We start from the raw sequence: 21,888 nt of genomic DNA on the forward strand, positions 1-21,888 counted from the left end.
AAACAACTACCTGAGCCTGAAATTACGCCCGGAGTTTTGCCGATATGGCGGGGGGTGTAAAGCGGATGTGGGGGGTGCGGCGTGGAAAGCGGCAGTTATCAGCTAAAGCCACAGCTCAAACGCATGGCATGGGTTCAGAACGGCTTTTTGGGGGCGGAATATGTGCATAACGCGTTTGAAAGTCGCCCAGCCAATTGGGGAACGTCCGCTTAAAAGTTGCGCGAGCAGGTCATTGCGAAGTAAGCACACCAGAGCTACGCAATGTGAAAGTTCCACTCTATGATAAAAAGCAGTGAAGCCAAACTGGCGGTGATTGGGCTGGGTTATGTCGGTCTGCCATTGGCTGTCGAATTTGGCAAAGTGCGGTCTGTGGTGGGGTTCGATATTGATGCTCACCGGATCAACGAGCTGATTCAGGGAAATGATCATACCCGTGAAGTAGAGGCGGAAGAGCTCAAGTCGGCTTCGGGGCTGGCGTTGACGAGTGACGTCAAGGATTTGCGGGATTGCAGCTGCTTTATTGTTACGGTTCCAACCCCCATAGATCAGGCCAAGCGTCCTGATCTTCGACCTCTTTTGGCGGCTACCGAGACCGTGGCCGGCGCCTTAAAGGCGGGGGATGTTGTGATCTATGAGTCGACCGTTTATCCGGGATGCACAGAGGAAGAATGTGTTCCGTTGCTTGAAGCGAAGTCGGGACTTAAGTTCAACGTTGATTTTTTCGTAGGATATTCACCCGAGCGGATCAATCCGGGCGACAAGGCTCATCGGCTGACGACGATTACCAAAGTCACATCCGGCTCGAACGCAGCAGCCAGCGTTTTTGTTGACGATCTTTATCGCAGCATCATTACCGCGGGGACGCATCGGGCGGCGTCTATCAGGGTGGCAGAAGCGGCGAAAGTCATTGAAAACACGCAACGTGACCTGAACATTGCCTTGATAAACGAACTGGCCATTATCTTTAACAAGCTGGACATTGATACGAGCGCGGTGCTGAAGGCTGCAGGCAGCAAGTGGAACTTTTTGCCGTTTCGCCCCGGGCTTGTCGGGGGACACTGTATCGGTGTGGACCCCTACTATCTGACGTATAAGGCCGAGGCTATTGGCTATCATCCGCACATCATTTTGGCCGGGCGTCGGTTGAACGACAGTATGGGCGCCTATGTCGCGTCCCAGCTCATCAAGGCCATGATGAAAAAGCGGGTACATGTGGAGGGCGCGCGGGTTCTGATAATGGGGCTGACCTTCAAGGAGAATTGCCCCGATCTGCGGAACACGCGCGTTGTTGATATCGCCCGTGAACTGCAAGAGTATAATTGTGGCGTCGACATCTATGATCCATGGGTGGATGCGAAAGAAGCAGAAGCTGAACACGCTCTATCCATTGTGAAGCGGCCGGACGAGAACACCTACAGTGCTATAATCGTGGCAGTGGCGCATGATGAGTTTCGGGAGATGGGGGCGGCCCGGATAAGAAGTCTCGGCACAAAGAACTGTATCGTCTACGATCTCAAATCCATTTTCGAACCTGAAGAGACTGATCTGCGGTTGTAGGTCAGAGGCCTTTATTTGATTCCGGCGCCAGACTGCCGACAGGATAAGCGCAATACAAAAAAGGCTGCATTGATTGATGCAGCCGGAGAAAACCTCAGTCCATGTACACAATAAGGAACGTTATTCAATTGCTCAGCCCGCCGTTCCGGTGGCGGATGCTTGTGCTGTTCCTTCTGATGCTGATCGGCATGCTTTTTGAAACATTGAGTGTTGGTCTGGTGATCCCGGTGATCTCCATGTTCACCGTCAATTCAGCCACACAGGGTTCGTCCGCCGCTGTTTGGCTTAGCGACCTTCTGGGTTTGCAGGATAAAAATCAGTTGATCTTGGTGGCAATGATCGGGCTGGTTGGCGTTTATGCTTTAAAGACCGTGTTCCTGGCGTTTTTGGCCTGGCGGCAAGCGAGTTTTTCTTTCGATGTACGAGCCGATATTTCGCGTCGACTGTTCGAGAAATATCTTTCTGAGAAATATGAGTTTCATCTCCGGCGCAATTCTGCGGAACTTATACGGAATGTCGTCAGCGAAACCGACCAGTTTACAAACGGTGCAATGGCACCGAGCATGTTGCTGACGGCTGAGTTGCTTGTGGCGACCGGGCTGGGCGTGCTTTTGATGGTTGTGGAGCCGATAGGTGCGATTGTGGTCATCACAACCTTCGGCATTGCAGGTGGCCTGTTTCTTTTGGCGACCCGGTTGCATTTGACGCGGTGGGGGACTGCGCGACAAATGCATGAAGGCAAAAGGCTCCAGATGCTGCAACAGGGGCTTGGCGGCGTCAAAGAAGTCAAGCTGATGGGGCGGGAGCGTGACTTTATAAACCAGTATGATTTTCACAACCGAGGCAGTTCGGCCATGGGAATGCGACAGGCAACCCTGTTGGCGCTTCCCAAACTGTGGATTGAGCTTCTGGCCATTCTGGGTCTGGCGGCGCTCGTCATATCGATGGTTCTGCAAGGCAAACCTATCGATAACTTCGTGCCAACTCTCGGCCTTTTCGCGGCGGCAGCTTTCCGCATCATGCCCTCCATCAACCGGATGATCAATGCGATGCAAAGCCTGCGTTTTGCCCTGCCGGTCGTTGACGTATTACGGGCTGAATTGCGTGGGGAAGAAATACGCGGAAAGCGCCAGGCCGACACGGGCGGCATACCTTTCAGCGGTTCCCTCGATCTGCAAGATGTCGCCTATAGCTATCCGCAGACTGACGACACCGTGTTGACGGACATTAATCTCCGGATTCCCGCTGGCGCGTCATTGGGGATTGTTGGCGAAAGCGGCGCTGGAAAAAGTACGCTGATTGACCTGATAATGGGGCTGCTTCCGGAATATCAGGGCCATGTCCATGTCGATGGACGAGAGTTGCGCGACGACATCCATAACTGGCAGCGACAGATTGGATATGTGCCGCAACATATTTTCCTCACAGATGATACCTTGCGGCGTAATATTGCGTTTGGGCTGGAAGCCAATGACATAGACGAGGCTCTCGTCGACAAGGCAATAAAAGCGGCTCAACTGCAGAGTTTTGTTGCTTCGTTGCCGGCGGGAAAAGAAACAATCGTCGGCGAACGGGGCGTGCGCCTTTCAGGTGGACAAAGGCAAAGAATTGGCATCGCGCGCGCGTTGTATCATGATCCCTCCATACTCGTGCTGGACGAAGCGACAAGTGCTCTTGATGTTAGAATGGAGGCGGAGGTCATGGACGCCGTCAGAAAGCTTCGGGACAAGACCGTCATCATTGTTGCCCACCGTTATTCTACTGTCGAGCATTGTGAAATGATTGTGCTTCTGGAAAAAGGACGGATTGTGCGTAAAGGAACCCCTGATCAGGTGCTCACATCCGTCGCCCCAAAATAAATCCTGCCGGAGAATTCGCTGCCGTGTTGAACAAGAAATCTATATTGGTGACCGGTGGAACCGGCTCTTTTGGTAAAGCTTTTGTACGTCAGGTTTTAAAGCAATATCCTGATATCCAACGGTTGGTAATATTCAGTCGCGATGAACTAAAACAATATGAGATGTCGCTTGTCTTTAACGACAAGGAGTTTCCGGGCATTCGTTATTTTATCGGTGACATCCGGGACGAACGGCGCCTGCGCCGCGCTCTCGAGGGGATCGATTATGTTGTTCATGCTGCCGCGCTAAAGCAGGTTCCCGCGGCCGAATATAATCCGTTCGAATGCATCAAGACCAATGTGCTTGGGACACAGAATCTGATCGAGGCCTGTCTTGATACCAATGTGAAGCGCGTTGTCGCACTATCGACAGACAAGGCTGCGGCACCGATCAACCTATATGGCGCCACCAAGTTGTGCTCAGACAAGCTGGTCGTGGCTGCCAACAACATCCGGGGCGATCGCGATATCCGCTTCAGCATTGTGCGCTATGGCAATGTTATGGGAAGCCGCGGTTCGGTGATCCCGTTTTTTCAGGATATGCGCAAAACAGGGACATTGCCGATAACCGACGAGAACATGACCCGGTTCAATATCTCTCTTCAGGACGGTGTTGAAATGGTGATCTGGGCGCTTGAACAGGCCTTGGGTGGCGAGATTTTTGTCCCAAAGATACCGTCATACCGGATAACTGATCTGGCCGAGGCTATTGGGCCTGAATGTGAGCATAAACTTGTTGGCATACGGCCCGGTGAAAAAGTCCACGAGGAAATGATCACCGAAAGCGATAGCATGAACACTTTGGATCTCGGCCGGTATTTCGCCATACTGCCTTCCGGAGACGAGCGGTTGCGCGCGACGTATATGAAGCAGGAGGGTGTGAAGCCGGTGCCTGTCGGCTTTACTTATAATTCCGGAGATAACCCGGATTTCCTCAGTGTCGAGAGTTTGCGTGAGCTGATTGACACGCATGTGGTAGAGACCGGAGCTTTAGGGGCTGCGCAATGATCCCATACGGTCGGCAATTCATTTCTGAGCAGGATATCGAGGCTGTTGTCGATGTGCTCCGATCTGACTTTCTGACCCAGGGGCCTGCCATACCGGCGTTTGAGCAGGCGATAGCGCAATATTGTGGCGTGGCGCACGCGATTGCGGTCAGCAACGCTACCGCCGCACTTCATATTGCCTGTCTTGCATTGGACGTTGGTCGGGGTGACTTTGTTTGGACAAGCCCCAATACATTTGTGGCAAGCGCCAATTGCGCCCGCTATTGCGGGGCGTCGGTCGATTTTGTCGATGTTGATCCCAAAACGTATAATATGTGTCCGGAAAAACTGGCTGAGAAACTCAAGGAAGCTGAGAAGGCCGGCACCTTGCCTAAAGTGGTCATCCCCGTGCACTTCGCCGGTACGCCATGCGACATGGCGCGCATACACACCCTGAGTGAACAATACGGTTTTAAGATTATTGAGGATGCCTCGCACGCAATAGGATCGTGCTATGAGGATAGCCGGATTGGCGATTGCCAATTCAGCGATATTGCCGTTTTCAGTTTTCATCCCGTCAAGATTATCACCTCCGGTGAGGGTGGAATGGCGACCACCCGGTCACCTGATCTCGCGCGGCGCCTGCAGTTATACCGTTCTCACGGGATTACCCGCGAACCTTCTGAGCTTGAGGATGTGACGCAAGGGGCGTGGTATTATGAGCAACAGATGCTGGGGTATAATTACCGGCTGACCGACCTGCAGGCAGCACTTGGCCTGTCCCAGTTACAAAATATCGAGGCCTGGATAACAAGACGGCATGAGATCCTTGCGCAATATGATGCTGCCTTTGCCGATCTGCCGGTTACCCGGCCATCCTATCCGGGCAATGTGCGTTCCTCGCTGCACCTCTATCCCATTCAGGTTGCCGACCGGCGACGCGTGTTTGAGGGCATGCGGGCCGCCGGAATACTGGTGAATGTGCATTACATCCCCGTACACACGCAGCCGGACTTTCAAAAGCTTGGCTTTGCCTGGGGTGATTTTCCGCAAAGCGAGGATTATTATAAGTCTGCGATCTCTCTTCCCATGTTCGCCAGTCTGAGTGACGCGCAGTGCTCTGATGTGATCAAAACGTTGCGGGATCTGTTGCAATGAAGGTCGCCGTTATTCCTGCACGCGGTGGCAGCAAGCGCATTCCGCGAAAGAATATAAAGCCTTTCCTCGGACGCCCGATGATCGCCTATACGATCGAGGCGGCGCTAAAGAGTGGCGTATTTGACCGGATCATTGTGTCCACTGATGATGAAGAAATCGCAGCGGTTGCGCGCACGTGCGGTGCAGAGACACCATTTTTGCGCCCCGCCGAACTTTCCGACGACCATGCGGGGACTGCGGAAGTTGTCGCCCATGCGATCCGCTGGCTTGAGAACGAAGGGCAAGTGCCTGATCTGGTGTGCTGCATGTATGCGACCGCGCCGTTTATCACCGACGCCGATCTGAAAGAGGGCTTGCTCAAACTGCAGGAGTCCGACTGGCATTTTGTGTTCTCTGCAGGGGGTGTGTCCTGTCCGATCTTTCGCTCGTTTTTTATTGATGAGACCCATGGCGTGAACATGTTTTTCCCGGAAAACTATGAATCGCGGTCGCAGGACCTGCCCGTTGCATTGCACGATGCCGGACAGTTCTATTGGGGAACGAGGGATGCCTGGCTGAGTGATCAGCCCATATTCGGTCCCAGATCAACTGTAGTTATGATCCCGCGCTGGCGTTTGCAGGATATCGATAACCCGGAAGACTGGGAATACGCAGAAATGCTCTTTGCCGTGGCCAAGGAAAAACAGGCCTCCTAAACACAAGCTTCATCTTGACCATGCCGTGGTTTTTCCAGGTTGGGGCGCGTATTTGAGGTCAGCACAGGAAGTGGGGAAAATGGTAGATCGAGCGCTTATAATTGCCGCGCATCCCGACGACGAGGTTCTCGGGTGTGGCGGCACCATGGCTAAACTTGCTGCTGGCGGGACCGATGTTCACGTACTGTTTTTGGCCGATGGAGTGACCGCGCGGCAGGAGCAGTCCGTTGCCGACAATGCGGCCCTCGAGCGGCGGCGCGCAGCGGCTGGAAAGGCATGTTCCATACTGGGTGCATCCGGCGTCGAGTTTGAGGATTATCCCGACAACCGGATGGATACAATCGCGTTATTGTCCATTGCACAGTCGGTCGAGAGCCGGATCGCTGCGGTAAAACCCGAATTGATCCTGACACACTATGGGAATGATCTGAATATTGATCATCAACGCATCAATCAGGCTGTGGTGACAGCGTGCCGACCGCAAAACCGGCTTTGCGTCAAAACCCTGCTGTTTTTTGAAGTTGGATCCAGCACGGAATGGCAAACGCCGGATTTTGGCCGAACATTCGCGCCGAACTGGTTTGAAGACATCTCTCCGTTCCTTGAGCAGAAATTGCAGGCGATGTCGGCATATGAAGAGGAACTGAGGGACTGGCCACACCCAAGATCCCTGAAGGGAATAGAGTCTCTTGCGGCGTGGCGTGGCGCGTCAATCGGCTGTGATGCCGCCGAAGCATTCGTGCTTGGGCGCCGTACCGGATGAGGTTTCACATCCGCGCAGATGCTTCGGGTGAAATCGGGGCGGGGCATGTTGTGCGCTGTCAGGCACTGGCGGGCGAACTTGTCCGACGCGGGCATGCGGTGACATTCCTTTGCCGGAGCTTGCCCGGTAATATGTCGGATCTACTTCGGGCGGCTGGCTTTGATGTCATTGACATGCCTGTCGATGCTAACTGCACCTGGACACAAGAGATGGACATTGTGTGGTGCGAGGCGTTTGTCCATAAGCATCCCGCAGATTGGCTTATTGTTGACCACTATGCTTTGGGCGTGTCCTGGCACAGGGCAATACGGGGGGCGGGTTGCCGTCTTCTGGTGATCAACGACCTGCCCGGGCAGGATATCGATGCAGATATCCTGCTTGACCAGAATTTGATTCCTGATCACGCAGCACAATATGTGTCGCACGTTCCCAGGGAATGCGCCTTGTTGCTGGGTCCCGGGTTCGCGCTTTTGCGGCCTGAATTTGCGGCAATGCGGCAGGGCAGCTTGCGCCGTCGGGCGAACGGCGATTGCGACAGTCTGCTTATCTTTTTGGGTGGCGGCGATGTTTTCGAGGAAACCGCCCTCATGATAAGGGCGGCCGGCGACACAATCCGGAAATGGCGCAAAGTGGTTGTGGTCGTGGGACAGGCCTGCAGCAATATCAAGCAGCTTGAAGATATGTTGATCATGCGTCCCGGTTGGCAACTGCATGTTCAAACGGACGAGATGTCCCGGCTACTCTGTGAGGCCGATATTGCCATCACCGGCGGCGGCAGCATCAGCTGGGAAAAATGCGCCCTTGGTGTACCCAGCCTTGCCGTTGTGTTGGCTGAAAACCAAGCGCCGATTGTTGCAACGCTCGATATGCAAGGCGCCGTGATCTCGCTTGGAGAGCTGGCTGCGCTGCGTTGTGAGACGGTGACAGCGCGTCTCAACGACCTAAGCGTCCCTCAACTGTTGGAAATGGGCACAAAAGCTGCAGAAATCTGCCGCGGCGATGGCGCGGCGCGGGTTGTCGATGTTATAGAAAACCAGAAAAGCAACGACAGACAACGTTAGGCTGCCAGCAGGTTCTTACAGCCCCATGACGACGTTTGGAGAAAGAATAAATGGCCTTCAGAATTGGTGAGCGCGAGATCGGCGCCGGACATCCGCCCTTCATCATTCTTGAAGCCGGGATCAATCACAATGGCGAGCTTGAAAAAGCGAAAGAAATGATCGCCGTTGCCAAAGAAGCAGGCGCAGACGCCATCAAGTTTCAGACGTTCAAGGCGGATGAGTTTGTCGCCGACCCCAAACAGATGTTTACCTATCGGTCCCAGGGCAAAGAGATCACGGAATCCATGCTCGAGATGTTCCGCCGGTATGAATTCTCCCGCGCGGAATGGTTCGAGATCAAGTCTTTCTGCGATGCGACCGGCATCACATTCATGTCGTCTCCGCAGAACGTGTCGGATATGGAATTGCTCGTTGAGATAGGCGTGCCGGCGCTCAAAGTGGGATCGGACGACTTTACGAACCTGCCGCTACTTGAGCGGTATTGCGAAACGGGTTTGCCGATTATCCTGTCCTGCGGCATGTCTGATCTTGGCGAGGTTTTTGCCGCTCTCAAGACAACAGGCGCGCTGGATGGCAAGCCTGTTGCCTTGCTGGTTTGCACGTCCGAGTACCCATCCCCGCCCGAGAGTGTCAACATTTTACGCACGCGCACGCTGCTCAGCGCTTTCCCGAATATTGTTGTGGGCTTTTCGGACCACACGCAAGGCAATGTTGCCGCCGCAATGTCTGTGGCCCTGGGCGGGCATATTTTTGAAAAGCATTTTACCCTGTCCCATGATTTGGCAGGTCCCGACCACTGGTTTTCTGAAGACCCGGCAGGCGCGGCCAGCTGGATCAAGGATGTGCGTAAAGCCCACCAAATGCTCGGCACAGGTGATGTTTCCCCGACGGCAGTCGAATTACAGAACAAGAGAGAGTTCCAGCGGGTTCTGGTGGCGACACACCCGGTGCCCAAGGGTAAAATCATCGAAGCGGACGACGTCACGACCCGGCGTGTGTCGGGTGGAGAGGGGTGGCCGCCGAGCATGATGTCTTATCTCATAGGGCGTCCGGCACCACGCGATTTCAATAGCCAGGAGCCATTTGGCCTGTGACCAGAACAGTCGCTTTTGTTGTGAATGATCTGAGCGAATTTACGTTCGCCGATCATATCCGCAAATATTTGCCGGATGTTGCGGTTTCCGTTCTTAATGCGTTTCCACAAACACCGGCCGACTATGACCTGGTCGTGCTTTGGAATTTGCGTCGCGTGATCCACACCGATGCCGCCTGCGATAATGTTGTCATCTTTCACAGCTCGGATCTGCCAGACGGGCGCGGGTGGGCACCTATTTATCACACGCTTGCTTATGGTGCCCCTTACTACACGGTTTCCGGCATCAAAATGGGCGCAAAGGTGGATGAGGGCGACATCGTGGTCAAAGCCCGGCTGCCTGTTTTGCCACACTATGTCGCGGCTGACTTGCGCCGCTTTGATGACGAGATATCCGTTTTGCTTTCCGCCCGTATTCTGGACCGGTTTGGCGGTGGGGCTCCAAAGGGCCGGAAACAGGCCGCTGAGGGAAGCTATAATCCGCGCCGCCGGCCGCAGGACAATGAGATTGATCTGAACGCGGCCTTTGTGGACGTGATCCCGCATTTGCGCGCCTGCGAACCGCAACACCCTGCTTTTTTTGTCTACCAAGGTCAGAGATATACGGTGCAGGTGACGCCGGACATTCCAGCGGTGCTGCCGTCGCAACTTGAAATCGAATTTCTCGTTGACCGGGACGACAACCAAAGCGCTAAGTCCTCATGATTGTCAGTATCCATCAGCCCGCATATTTGCCCTGGCTTGGCTATCTGGATCGTATCGCATCGAGCGATGTGTTTGTGTTCCTTGATACGGTTCAGTTTGAAAAAAACAGCTTCACCAATCGCAATCGCATCAAGACCGCCAATGGCCCGGTATGGCTGACTGTGCCGGTCAAGCAAAAGGGGCATATCGATAAATCCCTGCTCGATATAGAGATTGACCAGCAAAAAAACTGGCAAGTCAAACACTTGCGTTCGATCGAGCAAGCCTATCGGAAAGCCCCAAATTTCGGTGCCTATATGCCGATTTTGGCGCCCACCATTACCGAGACGACTGATGGAATCGCCGCGCTCTGCTGGCGGCAGCTTGCACATCTGGTTGAGGTTTTTGGTCTTGAAACCCGGATCGTCCGGGCTAGTGAACTCGCGGTCGATTCACGCAAATCTGACCTTGTTCTTGATATCTGCAAACAGCTCGGTGCCACGACATATCTCTCGGGCAGTCTGGGGCGGGACTATCTTGCGCTTGATGATTTCTCGGCGGCCCGTATCGATGTGTCTTTTCAGGATTTCACCACACCCGAATATCCACAGCAGCACGGTGAATTTATCCCCAATCTCTCGGCCATTGATTACATTTTTAACGCCCCCTCCATGGCGGCGGTTGGTACCCTTTTTTGAAATGCTGGAAATGAAGGTTGAAGCCATATGACAACGCATTACGACTGGATTGTTCTGGGTGGCGGCTTTAGGTCGATGATTGGCGCTTATGCGCTCGCCCAGAAAGGCCATTCTGTCTGTCTTATTGAGTCAGCAAAACAGGTGGGGGGGTTCATGTCACCCATACCTTGGGAGGGGTTTTGGGTCGATAAAGGGCCTCAGTTCCTCGATAATTTCGACGCGTCAGATCGGGCCTTTATCGAAGAAATGGTCGGTGAAGGTGTGCTGGAGGACATCGGTTTCTCCTATTGTGGCTATATAAACAATACCAGAACTGAGGAATTTGCCATCCCGGACTGGCGGACCTATGGAGAACAATTCGTCAAGGATGTGTTCTTTGACTTGATTGAGCGGAACCGAGAAGAGGTTGGTGTCGCTGAAGACTTCTCACAATTATTAGCGAAGGACGGCGGCACATATATCAGCCCGATTCAAAATGAAATGTGCCGCAAGCTGCTGCTCCATGACGCTTCTGAACTCGCACCGGAAGTGGCATCTGTTGTCCCTTTTCTTGGCCGGAAACTGTTGTTTGAGGATGCCATATCGAAAGAGCTGAAAAAGTCGGATTTTCTCGACAGGATTCTTGCCGCCCAGAAGGTAACGGCGGGGCAATCGGTTTATAATCTGTACCCTAAAGGCAAAAACCTCGATGCCGTAAGAATTGCCATGGTGGAGGCGCTGACCCGGATAGGTGTTGCGCTGATGGTTGAAACGTCGATTGAAAAAATTGACAAAAATGCCAAGGCGGCACACCTGTCAAACGGAGGGGCGCTGAACTTTGAATCGATATTATTCGGATGCCACGTTGCCGAGGCTGAAAAGCTGATCTTCGAGGAATCATCAATCAGCGAGAATCTCATAAATCTTCCGGAGATTTTCCATATGTTTCTCGTGCCTGCGAAAGACATGCATGAATCATATTACCTCTATAATTACGATCTGGAGCACGTCACGACCCGCATCACTAATTTCTGTAACTATAGCGGCTGCCTTGATGATGAGGGCTATGGCGTGATTTGTGCGGAGCAGCCTGTTAAACGCGATTCGGAACAATGGCAGACCCCGGATATTGACCAGGCCAGAGTGTTTGAGGAAATGCGCCAGGCTGGAATGGTCGGAGATCATTACAAAAAGGCGAAATCGTTTCTCGTTCCGTCAACATACCGACTTCCGCGGCCTGGTTATGGCGATATTGTTGCTGAGTTTATGGAAAGAGTTGGTACAGAGTTTGGACCCGATTACGTTGTGCCCGACTCCTTCAATCTGACCCGAAAAGGCAGCTTCGACAGCCTACGAAAAGCCGGAATTATAACCAATGTTGCGGCATAGGTCCTCACGGGTGGATGATCAGAACCAAACTGGCACGCGTTTCTTTGAATAAGTTTTGTAGGTCACCCGTGAGAGCGGGTTTAAAATTTAGAGGTTGATTGGCACCTCAGATGCACTCGGAGGCAGAATGAATTTTTCCAAAGAATGGGAAGAGCGGTACCAAGCCAATACGCAAATGAGCATTTGGCCCTGGACCGATCTGGTCACATATATTCACCGGTACGCGCATCCGCGAAATGAAGGCAATGAAGTGCTGGAACTGGGCTGCGGCGCGGGCGCGAACATACCGCTTTTTCTCGATATGGGCTTTAACTACCACTCTGTTGAGGGCAGCGGCACGATCGTGAAAATGCTGCATGAAAAATTTCCGCAGTTGCAGGAAACCATAATTGAAGGTGATTTCACGAAAAGCCTGCCGTTTGCGCAAGAGTTTGATGTCATTGTCGACCGCGCCTCGTTGATACACAATACGACGTCTTCAATTTCTCATGGCTTGCGGCTGGCTGCCGATAAGCTGCGCACGGGGGGCAAATTCATAGGAATCGACTGGTTCTCTTCAGAGCACGCTGACTCCGGGCGAGGCGATCAGGTCGATAGCCATACAAGAACAAACCTCCCGGCTGACAGTCATTTGTGCGGGCTGGGAAATATTCATTTCTTTGATCGGCCACACCTTGAGGGTTTGCTTGGCGATGCCGGATTTGAGATTGTTCGGCTCGAACACAAAACCCTGGAGACGTTTGTCCCGGGTCCGGGTAACAAGATTGCCTGGTGGCATTTTGTTGCGGTAAAATCGTAGAACCCGTTTAGACATCGGCTTCGTATTGATGCATCGTGTTCGTCCGGTTTGACCGGCGTCCTGCACACCAAGACTCGAAATAAAAAGGCTGGAATATTGCGTATATTGTTCATATGCGATTGGGATTTCACGTTGATGTGGGATCGGATTGCGCGGAGCCTAAAGGCGGACAAGATAATATCGGACGCGCATGCGCTCGTGGTCGGCCGCAATTTTTGGCAGGAACTGGACAGTCACGAAGAGCAGGTGTTCTCTCAGCGGTGGTTGTTGCAGGATGCGCTTGAAAATCTGCCGGAGGATGCGCCGGTGAACTGGGAGCGGCTCGCTGAACTGGAGGAGACCTATAGGCTTCCCAGTCTTAACAGGTTCGTCTGGGCTGACCGAAACTGGATCAAGTCAGATTACGCCGCTAGCTGCCGCCGATTGATTGCGGCCTTCGATTTCTATGAAGGCTTGTATGCAACCTCGAAACCGGATTTTATTTTGACGTCTGCCTATGCTTCAATGCCGCATTTGGTGGGCCATTATGTTGCGCGCCGGATGGGAATCCCGATCATGCGGCTGGTCAATACGCGGATTGATGACCTGCATGTCCCAGGATATTCTGCTCTTGATGATATCGATTGGCTTGAAGATGCCATGACAAATCAGGGTGAGCCGGCGCCTGAACTGATCGCTAAAATAGATGATTATCTCACCCGATTCCGTACAGCGCCGGAGCGCCCAAGCTATGAAGTCACGCTTAGCAAGATTGCTGACTTTGACTGGGGGCAAGCCAGGCGAATATTTCGCTATAGCTACAGATACTGGATTTCGAAGGTCTACGCAAAAGACCACACCAAATTAAACCCATTCGTAAAAGCATGGCGAGAACTCAAACCTAAAATAAACCGCCAGTATATGAAAAGATGGCGCGGCTGGGCGACGTTTTCTCCGGATGTGAAGTACGTATATTTCCCTCTGCATTTGCAACCGGAGGGGAGCACCATGACGCTCGCTCCGTTCTATTTGAACCAGATTTCCGTCGTTGAAAATATATCGAAATCGCTTCCGGCGAACATGAAGCTCGTCGTGAAGGAGCATCCGCAGATGTTGGGCCGGCGCCCGAAGTCCTATTACGAAAGCATCAAGCAAATATTCAATGTCGAGTTGATCGAACCGTTCACCAATAATTTTTCGGTGATCAAAAATGCCGACCTGGTGTTTACAATCACCGGCACTGCGGGCTGGGAAGCTTTGGTGCTCAAGAAACCCGTGATCACGCTGGGCGCGACCATTTATAATCAATGCCCTCTGACGATTCAGGCTGGCGACGTTGCCCCCACTGGCTGGGCCGATATCATCCGTCATGCTCTTAATGACTATCAACACGATGAGACAGAATTGCGCCGCTATATCGGCGCAATCATGACTCGTGCCGTAAATTGCCGGTTCATCGAGCCTATGCTGGATCCCGACTCGATATTGTCAGATAAAAATGTCAACACCATTCGCGACGCTATCGTTGCAGAGCTCGAAAGAGTTTAGGCGTCATGGACGCCTCGCACTAGGTTCGGACGCTGTTCAACGCACACTGCAAGTTTGGTTTAGATATGAAAATTCTCGTGATCACCCAATTCTTTCCGCCGGAACTTGGGGGAATGCAGGTTTCAAACGGGCTGGTCGTGGAGGGGTTGCGGGAAGCCGGCGTTGAGGTCGAGGTCAATGTCCTGGGGCGACCTGCGGGCATAACCGGGGACAGGGGTGCCGAGCAACGCGATCATCCATTCTCGCCGACCGATCTGATTGGCCATTTCAGAACCGTGCGGCTGATGATCGCGCGCGCTAAAGCGTATAAGCCCGATTATATTCTTTTGTTGGACGAAGGGCCCGTTCGCGCCATCGGCATGTATCCGTTTCCTGTCAGCCGGAAGATCCCGATTATCGGGGTGAACAGCGGATCGATCCTCACGCGTGCAAATACCCACTTGAAAGGCAAGCTTCACGCCTGGTTGATTGCGCGCGGTTATCGTTCTCTTTCGCTTCTGTTTGTGTCAAATACCACCAAGCGCAAGCTGGCCTCGAAACGCCCGGACATTGTTGATAAAATCCGGGCGCTCGGCCGCCCCATTCCAGCCAGTTTTTTTGCTGCACCCGCCGACACTTCACGGACGTTGCCAGAAGTTCCCGTACTTTTTTCTGCCGGACGAGCCTCTCCCGAAAAAGGCGTGGGACTGGTCCTTGAAGCTCTGGCAATGCTGGCAAAAAAACATCGGCGTGAGGTCGCAGAATTCTGGTACGCGGGGGAAGGTGCCGCATTGGTGGAATGGAAAGCGCTGGCGGCGAAGCTGGAGCTTACAAAAGTACGTTTTCTCGGCCATGTTGATTTTGACGAACTGGCGGCGCTCTATCGCCAGTCTCACTGTTTTATATTGCCCTCGGCGGGCGAAATGGAAACCTTTGGTCGCGTTTGGGTTGAGGCAATGGCGGCGTCCTTGCCGATTATCACCACTGACCTCGATAATCTCGCTGACCTGGCTGATGATGGCGGGAATGGTTTTGTCGTGCGCCCGACCGTTGCAAGCGTTGCGGAGGGAATTGAGCGTTTTCTGAATGTAACGCCAGAGGACTATGCCCGTCTTTCGCAGGCAGCATATGACACCGCCGCAGTTTACAAGAGCAAGAATATCATCAGCGCGCTTGTTGCTGAGCTGAAAAAAATCTGAGTTTCAATCCTGGTGCGCCAGCGGACCGTATGAGAGCTTCATTATGAACCGTCAATTTTCAGCATGGCTATGGCGTCTCAATAATCCGGGAGTGATGGCGGCTTATCGCGAGATAAAGGCAAACGAACACCAGTTTGAAGAGTTGGCCGCGCATCATTTCAATCGCATTCTGAGGCACGCCAAGGATACGGTGCCATTCTACCGTGACATAGAGGTCGTCGGCATAAAGGACATTGCCCGGCTGCCGATCATGACGAAAGAAATCATTCGGTCGGCGAACGGCGCGCTGAAATCGCGCAATGCCCAGTCCTACACTTATTGGGAAAACAGTTCAGGTGGCTCGACGGGGGAGCCAGTTCGCCTCTTGCAGGATGCAGAGTACCAACGCTGGGTTGGGGCGAGCATGCATTATTATTTTCGTGACATGCTCGGCTGCGATTGGTCGAAATCCCGCAAAATGGACATTTGGGGTTCGGTAGAGGATTTTGAGAAAAATACCCGCTCTTTGAAATCCCGTTTGAAGAACAAGCTGGGCAATATGGCTTTCGTAAATGCCTTTCGATTCGGTGAGGCTGAAATGGCCGATACTGTTCGGAAGATGAATGCATTCAAGCCGGAAATCCTGAAAGGGTATGCAAACTCAATATTCGATCTGGCCTGCTTTGTTGAGAAAGAAGGGCTGAGCGTCCACCAGCCCAAATTGGTCAATACGCGCACGGCTATGGTTTACCCGGAGCAACGCGCAATTATCGAGCGCGCTTTTGGTGCACCTGTTTATGATTTTTACGGGTCACGCGAAAATAGCGCTATCGCCGGTGAGGTGCCTGGTGTCGACGGTCGCGTTATCATGGCGTTCAACAATATTGTTGAGGTGGTTGATGGCGAGATATTAGTCACGAACCTACACAATCATATAATGCCGCTTATTCGATATAAAATAATGGATCAGGCGGACAATATTACTTACTCTGATAACAATCTGCCTGTATTGCATAATTTAAGTGGCAGGGTATTTGATTATTTTATCACGAGTCCTGACTCCAGGGTGCATGCGCAATATGTTATTACACTGTTTTTCTACATAGATGAGATTCTAAGTTTTCAGGTGTTGCAGAAAGATTATGACCTCTACACGGTAAAATATGTGCCGAGGTCTGGCGCCAGCGTGACGCTGGAGACCATGCGCGCCATAGAGTCGAAAATGAAAAAGGCACTACGCGATGACATCAAGGTTGATTGGCAGATCGTTGACGAAATAGAAAAAACGATGTCGGGAAAACATCAATATGTAAAATGTGAAATACCGTCGTAGAAGCAACGCCAACACCCTCCGTCAGGAATAAACTATTATGTGCGGTATCATTGGAAGTGTCAGCGCGTCGCTCGGCGAAGACGATTTTGCGAGAGCTGTGCGTTCATTAGAGCACAGGGGGCCAGATCACACGGGAATTTGGTCTGATGGTGATGTGCGGTTCGGGCACACCCGGCTGGCGATAAATGATCTTTCATCGCAGGCCAATCAACCATTCATCGATCCTTTGACGGGGCTTTGTGTAACCTTTAACGGCGAGATTTATAACTATCTCGATCTGCGGGCAGAACTCGGCAAAGCGGCCCCTTTCAGGACAAAAAGTGAAGCTGAAGTGATTGCCCGGCTCTATGCCGTCAAGGGTGATAAAATGCTTGAACAGCTGGACGGCATGTTCGCCTTTGTGATCTTCGACAAGCAAAAGCAGGTTTTGTTCGGCGCCCGGGACAGACTGGGAAAGAAGCCGTTATTTTATCATTTTTCAAAATCTGAGAAGCGGTTTTATTTCGGGTCAGAGCTAACAGCTTTTCGACACTTCGGGATTAATATTTCCCTCGATACGCGTATACTTGATAATATTCTTAATTTTAGTTTCTATGATGGCGAGTCCATGCTCCAGGGCGTTAAAAGCCTCGGGGCGGGGTGCAGTTTTACCTTTCGGTTGGACACGTTTAGTTTTCAGGAAAGTAAATACTTCGATTTAGCGGACCTGATTGATGAACAGGCTTATCGGGCCCGCGCGGCAAATGGCCTGGATGCCTGTACTGAAGAGCTCGCGGGGCTCATGGATGCGTCGGTCCGCAAGCGGCTTATTTCCGACGTCCCTGTTGGCATTATCGCATCAGGCGGGGTGGATTCCTCTCTGATCGCGGCACTTGCGAACCGGCACGGGCGGTATGATCTTTTACATATAAATTCGGTTGATAATTCCGAGCTTGACGACGCGGAAGCGCTTCGCCGGATGTTGAATGTGGACATGTCCGTCGACCAGATCGACTACAAGGTTTTTTGTGAGCTTTTTGACGAGACGGTCACGCATTGGGAATATCCGCTGGTTCATACCAATGCGACAGGGATTTTGCTTGTGGCGCGGCTGGCGCGCGCGAAAGGTTTCAAGGTTGTTCTTGGGGGAGAAGGTGCCGATGAGCTATTTGGAGGCTATCCCCAGCATCGACAATATTACGCCGCTGACCTGCTGAACAAGGGGATGGGCTGGGTGCCCACGCGCTTGTTGCAGGCGCTTGTCTATGCAAGAGGAGGCAACAAGGGGGGCGGTATGGAACCCACGGTTCAGCACATCCTCAATCGCGACAGAATGACCACACTTTCTGAGCGCTATGGGTTTGTCCGCTCCAGCTCACAGCGGTCCATGCAGGCATTTCTGGCGAGTGAACTGAGCCATTACCTGGTACCGCTATTGTCGCGCGCCGACCGCATGTCGATGGCCTCCGGCGTGGAGATGCGTTTGCCGTTTCTCGATATCGATGTGATACGGTTTGCGCTTAATATCCCCCTGTCATTCAAGATTTCGCTGACCGAGCAGAAGCGTGTACTGCGACGGGTTGCGGCGCCGGTTCTCCCTGCAAGATCTCGACATAAAGCCAAGACCGGCTTCACGATCGATTATGCCGAGCGTTATGTCCGCGAGACGGGTGTTGAGAACTGGCCCCAGCTTGATAAATACATTCCGACAAAAACCGTTGTCGGCCGATTACTGGAACGTGGCCAATACGCAAAGGTATTGCGTTTCAAGTCACTCGAAAAAATCTGCGAAAGCCTGCTGTGACCACTCAATTTGTAATTCGCGACGACGATCTGTGCTTTTTTACAGATCCGGAGGAACTTCAGTCCGTTTATGGTGATATCTGGCAGAGTTTTCCGGTTACCTTCGCGGCCGTCCCCTGGCAAAAGGGGGCCTTTGCAGGTCATGTTCCTTTAAAATACTGGCATACTACTGATGCATTTCCGATTGCGGAGAACACGGATCTGGTGGCCTTTATCCGGGAGCTGATATCGCGCGATCATGTTGATATTGCGTTGCACGGTATTCATCATACATACGCGATAAGGCGTAACCGCATGATACCGGAGCTCACGGAATTTCCGGGTAACTTTCGGGATGAGTTGCGCCGGGCCAAAGCCTATCTCGACGATGTTTTCGGCACGGATATCGACATATTTGTGCCCCCCAGCAATACGATGAGCCCACGTGTCGCCTCGATCCTGATCAGTGAGGGATGGAGCCTGCTAAACTGGCCGGGGTTGAGAGCCAATACGCGCCCTTTGTTTTCCTGGAAGCATCAAAGTGCCCGGCTTCGCAGAGGCCTTAGTTTTGCTTTGGATAAGCACGACATGACCTCGCCATTGGTCTGGCCTGCTCGTTGGGAGTTGGGCGGTTTCGCGCTGACACCCAATACCCGGCTGGAACAACTCAAAAATGCGCTGAAGCATTGTGTCGAACGGGGCCACCCGTTCGTTCTGGCGACCCATTACTGGGAGCACGCCTCACTGAGTCCGCAAGCCGGTATTGGCAGCCAGTACGACCTGCTTCGCGCGTTTCTGGATTATGCATCCAGTCTTGATGTGACCCCTGTTCTGGCGAAGGATCTGAGGCTTTGAAGTTTATATTTGCAAATATCGGCATGCTGATGTTCCGCGGGGGCGGTGAGAATTTTGATGTCAATATTTCAAGTTCACTGAATCAGGCCGGGCATTCTACGGAGTTATACTCTCTGAAGCCTCTTTTCGGCGCACCAAGTCTGGAAGCGCCGGCGCAATTTGGTCGTGTGCATTCAATTCGGTCGCCCTGGCTCTATCCCATAACCTCCTGGATGCATCGGTATGCGTTTACACGTCGTCTGCGCGGCATACGCGGTGTTCCGAGGGTTTTGGGTCAGGCAATTTTTGAGCTTCAGGTTTTCCTCCGGCTCTGCCGGCGCCGGGATGAGGAATGGGTGGTCATCTCCTGCGCCCTGCCACTGCTAACATTTCTGGTAACGAACCTTCTGCGCAAGAACGCATTTGTCCGGATGCCCGGGCCTATCGCAAATGGCTATGACAAGTTTTTTGCCAGCCGCTCAAAGGGCGTAATCGCCAATGGAGCGGCCTATCGTCAGATCAAGGAGGTTCATGGTTTGGCAAACCTGCATTTTGTAAATGTAGGAGTTTTCGAATTTGATGCCGTCCCCGCCGATGTGATCGCGCGGACGCGTGCGGAGCTGGAGATCCCGGGTGATCAGTTTATTGCGCTTTATTCTGGTCGGCTAATTGCCATCAAGAATATCGATCTGTTGCTTGAAAGCTGGAAAAAGCTGATTGAATCTGGTGTGGTCGGACATCTGCTTCTGGCTGGCACCGGCCCTGAGGGGGCAAGGTTGCAGGAGGTTACGAAGCGATCGGGCATTTCTGGTTATGTTACATTCCTGGGGCATCAGGAAAAGTCGCAACTTGCAGTGCTCTATAACCTGGCCGATTGTACGGTTTTGACGTCCCATTACGATAATTTCCCGAATGTGCTTATTGAATCTCTCAGTTGTGGAACACCGTGTGTGGCAACGGCTGTAGGCGGTGTGCCGGACATCGTGAAAAATGAGATTAACGGCTTTCTTGTGCCGGCAGGCGACGCAGATTCATTTGCTGCATCCCTTGTGAAAATTGCGACAGGCGAATGCAATTTTGACCGGGAGAGTTTAAGACAAGAAATAAAGTCCGAGTTCAACTGGGCGAGCGCGGCCGAAAGAATAGAGGAAATATCCAATACCCCATAATTATTATGCTTTGGCGCAAAAGTCCGGTGCTTTTTATCTGGCCGCTCTGTTTATCCTGGCGCCCACATATGTGGTGTCCCGACGTTCGGGTCCTCTTACATTTGATGGATATCTTGTGCAGTTCATGACGTTGCCGTCAGGTAGCTGGCTTTTTATTCTTTGCGTTGGGATTGTTTTGGCAGCAGCCCTTGTGCTCCTCAAAGGCATGCCCCGGTCACTCTGGGTTGTTGCAGGGGTTGTCGTCTGGACTGTCGGATTGGTGGTTACAAAGACCTATTTGGGTGTGCCGGATGCCTGGCAACCTGGCATGGTCTGGATTGTCGTGTTTTTTATTTCCTATTTTATTCCATCCCATGTGATGAAAAAAATTCTGCTGGTAGGCATCGTCTATTTTTCGTTGGTGAACCTGACCTTCTCGGTACCGCAAGTGGTTGAGGGTTACGCTAATCTTGAAAGAGTGCGCGCGCAGGTCTCGGCCCCGGTTTTAGTCCCGGAAGTGGACCACATGCCCGGACCGCCCTGGGTGCCGCCGGTGCCGCTTGCTGCTTATCAAGGCCAAGCAGTGGGATATGCCTCCCCGCGCGCCAGCGGCGTTTTCAATACACCTCTGGCCCTGGGGTGTTTTGGGGTTTTTGCGGTATTTGCGTTCTTGGCACTGATGCCGCGTAAAGGCATCAGCCTTCTTGCTGCCTTGCCGATAATATCTCTGCTGTTTCTCCCGATGGCAAAATCTTCTATTGCAATAGCGGCGGCAATATTTTTCATGTTGATTGCAAATTCTATAATGCATGGAAATATTAGAAAATATAAATACTTGATATATACTGTTTTGTTGTTGGTTTCTGTGGTTTCTTTGTGGTGTTATGGATTTGTTACAGGTGTGCATTCTGCATATTACAAGCCGCTGGCATTAATTTATGCCGTGGTGGCCATCATATCCACTCCTCTAACCTGGGTTGTTGGAGACCTGGGGGGTACTGTTCAAATATTCAAAGAGGCGATGACGCAGCATTTCGGGACGGGAAATTTATCCTATGAGAGCTGGTTACTTCGGCTTATCCCCTTCTATGGGTTGCCGTATTTTCTTGTGTTTGTCTGGCTATTGTTGAAACCAATATGGATTAGCCGGTACTGGCCCAACGCAGGATATATCGCTGCAGCATTGTTCGGTATTCTCCTTGCTGCCCTTGTATCGAATGGCGGAGCTCAACCGCCCATCAGTTTTTTTCTGTTTGGATTTATTGGTTATATTTTTTCAAAACATGCTGAGACCGTTTCAAATCCATCAATTAAAGCGAGAGCTGAAGATAGCCCAGCGGCAGTAAGAGGTTAGAGCCTGCCTTATCGG

The 21,888-nt window shown here is 52.3% G+C and carries 19 protein-coding genes; all 19 read left to right on the forward strand.

Features of this window, described 5'->3' with window-relative positions:
- Positions 1–279 precede the first annotated feature (279 nt).
- Positions 280–1,557 carry a Vi polysaccharide biosynthesis UDP-N-acetylglucosamine C-6 dehydrogenase TviB gene (tviB, locus tag L1P08_RS16145; RefSeq protein ID WP_303619701.1) on the forward strand — a complete coding sequence of 426 codons (1,278 nt, stop codon included), beginning with the start codon at positions 280–282 and terminating at the stop codon, positions 1,555–1,557.
- 128 nt (positions 1,558–1,685) lie between these two features.
- Positions 1,686–3,416 (forward strand): ABC transporter ATP-binding protein, encoded by a 1,731-nt coding sequence (locus tag L1P08_RS16150; RefSeq protein ID WP_303619702.1) that lies wholly within the window; start codon positions 1,686–1,688, stop codon positions 3,414–3,416.
- A gap of 23 nt (positions 3,417–3,439) precedes the next feature.
- Positions 3,440–4,462, forward strand: coding sequence for a UDP-N-acetylglucosamine 4,6-dehydratase (inverting) (pseB, locus tag L1P08_RS16155; RefSeq protein WP_303619609.1), 1,023 nt, complete (start codon positions 3,440–3,442; stop codon positions 4,460–4,462).
- Complete coding sequence (pseC, locus tag L1P08_RS16160) at positions 4,459–5,598, forward strand: UDP-4-amino-4,6-dideoxy-N-acetyl-beta-L-altrosamine transaminase (RefSeq protein ID WP_303619610.1); 1,140 nt, start codon at positions 4,459–4,461, stop codon at positions 5,596–5,598. The genes pseB and pseC overlap by 4 nt, the downstream gene beginning before the upstream one ends.
- Positions 5,595–6,293: a pseudaminic acid cytidylyltransferase gene (gene pseF / locus L1P08_RS16165; RefSeq protein ID WP_303619611.1), complete on the forward strand. Its 699-nt coding sequence runs from the start codon at positions 5,595–5,597 to the stop codon at positions 6,291–6,293. Before pseC ends, pseF begins: the two co-directional genes overlap by 4 nt.
- A 79-nt stretch (positions 6,294–6,372) precedes the next feature.
- Entirely contained in the window at positions 6,373–7,056 is a 684-nt protein-coding gene (locus L1P08_RS16170) for a PIG-L deacetylase family protein (protein ID WP_303619612.1), read from the forward strand.
- Positions 7,053–8,117, forward strand: coding sequence for a UDP-2,4-diacetamido-2,4,6-trideoxy-beta-L-altropyranose hydrolase (gene pseG, locus L1P08_RS16175; protein ID WP_303619613.1), 1,065 nt, complete (start codon positions 7,053–7,055; stop codon positions 8,115–8,117). Before L1P08_RS16170 ends, pseG begins: the two co-directional genes overlap by 4 nt.
- Before the next feature lie 50 nt (positions 8,118–8,167).
- Positions 8,168–9,211, forward strand: coding sequence for an N-acetylneuraminate synthase family protein (locus L1P08_RS16180; RefSeq protein ID WP_303619614.1), 1,044 nt, complete (start codon positions 8,168–8,170; stop codon positions 9,209–9,211).
- The gene (locus tag L1P08_RS16185; RefSeq protein ID WP_303619615.1) at positions 9,208–9,915 is read left to right on the forward strand and encodes a hypothetical protein; all 708 of its coding nucleotides are present in this window, start codon (positions 9,208–9,210) and stop codon (positions 9,913–9,915) included. The genes L1P08_RS16180 and L1P08_RS16185 overlap by 4 nt, the downstream gene beginning before the upstream one ends.
- Positions 9,912–10,592, forward strand: a complete 681-nt coding sequence (locus tag L1P08_RS16190; RefSeq protein ID WP_303619616.1) for a WbqC family protein — start codon at positions 9,912–9,914, stop codon at positions 10,590–10,592. The genes L1P08_RS16185 and L1P08_RS16190 overlap by 4 nt, the downstream gene beginning before the upstream one ends.
- Before the next feature lie 27 nt (positions 10,593–10,619).
- Entirely contained in the window at positions 10,620–11,960 is a 1,341-nt protein-coding gene (locus tag L1P08_RS16195; protein ID WP_303619617.1) for an NAD(P)-binding protein, read from the forward strand.
- A gap of 127 nt (positions 11,961–12,087) precedes the next feature.
- Positions 12,088–12,759, forward strand: a complete 672-nt coding sequence (locus tag L1P08_RS16200) for a class I SAM-dependent methyltransferase (protein ID WP_303619618.1) — start codon at positions 12,088–12,090, stop codon at positions 12,757–12,759.
- A 135-nt stretch (positions 12,760–12,894) separates the two neighbouring features.
- Entirely contained in the window at positions 12,895–14,286 is a 1,392-nt protein-coding gene (locus L1P08_RS16205) for a capsular polysaccharide export protein, LipB/KpsS family (protein ID WP_303619619.1), read from the forward strand.
- 65 nt (positions 14,287–14,351) lie between these two features.
- On the forward strand, positions 14,352–15,464 hold the full coding sequence (locus tag L1P08_RS16210) for a glycosyltransferase family 4 protein (protein ID WP_303619620.1): 1,113 nt from the start codon (positions 14,352–14,354) through the stop codon (positions 15,462–15,464).
- Between the two features lie 43 nt (positions 15,465–15,507).
- Positions 15,508–16,776, forward strand: coding sequence for a phenylacetate--CoA ligase family protein (locus L1P08_RS16215; RefSeq protein ID WP_303619621.1), 1,269 nt, complete (start codon positions 15,508–15,510; stop codon positions 16,774–16,776).
- Positions 16,777–16,813: 37 nt separating this feature from the next.
- A complete protein-coding gene (gene asnB, locus L1P08_RS16220; protein WP_303619622.1) occupies positions 16,814–18,559 on the forward strand; it encodes an asparagine synthase (glutamine-hydrolyzing) in 1,746 nt (581 codons plus the stop codon).
- The gene (locus L1P08_RS16225; protein ID WP_303619623.1) at positions 18,556–19,392 is read left to right on the forward strand and encodes a DUF2334 domain-containing protein; all 837 of its coding nucleotides are present in this window, start codon (positions 18,556–18,558) and stop codon (positions 19,390–19,392) included. Before asnB ends, L1P08_RS16225 begins: the two co-directional genes overlap by 4 nt.
- Positions 19,389–20,540 carry a glycosyltransferase family 4 protein gene (locus L1P08_RS16230; RefSeq protein WP_303619624.1) on the forward strand — a complete coding sequence of 384 codons (1,152 nt, stop codon included), beginning with the start codon at positions 19,389–19,391 and terminating at the stop codon, positions 20,538–20,540. The genes L1P08_RS16225 and L1P08_RS16230 overlap by 4 nt, the downstream gene beginning before the upstream one ends.
- Before the next feature lie 115 nt (positions 20,541–20,655).
- On the forward strand, positions 20,656–21,873 hold the full coding sequence (locus L1P08_RS16235; protein ID WP_303619625.1) for a hypothetical protein: 1,218 nt from the start codon (positions 20,656–20,658) through the stop codon (positions 21,871–21,873).
- Positions 21,874–21,888 lie beyond the last annotated feature (15 nt).

Source organism: Mariluticola halotolerans (assembly GCF_021611515.1).
Taxonomy (GTDB): Bacteria; Pseudomonadota; Alphaproteobacteria; order Rhizobiales; family Devosiaceae; genus Mariluticola; species Mariluticola halotolerans.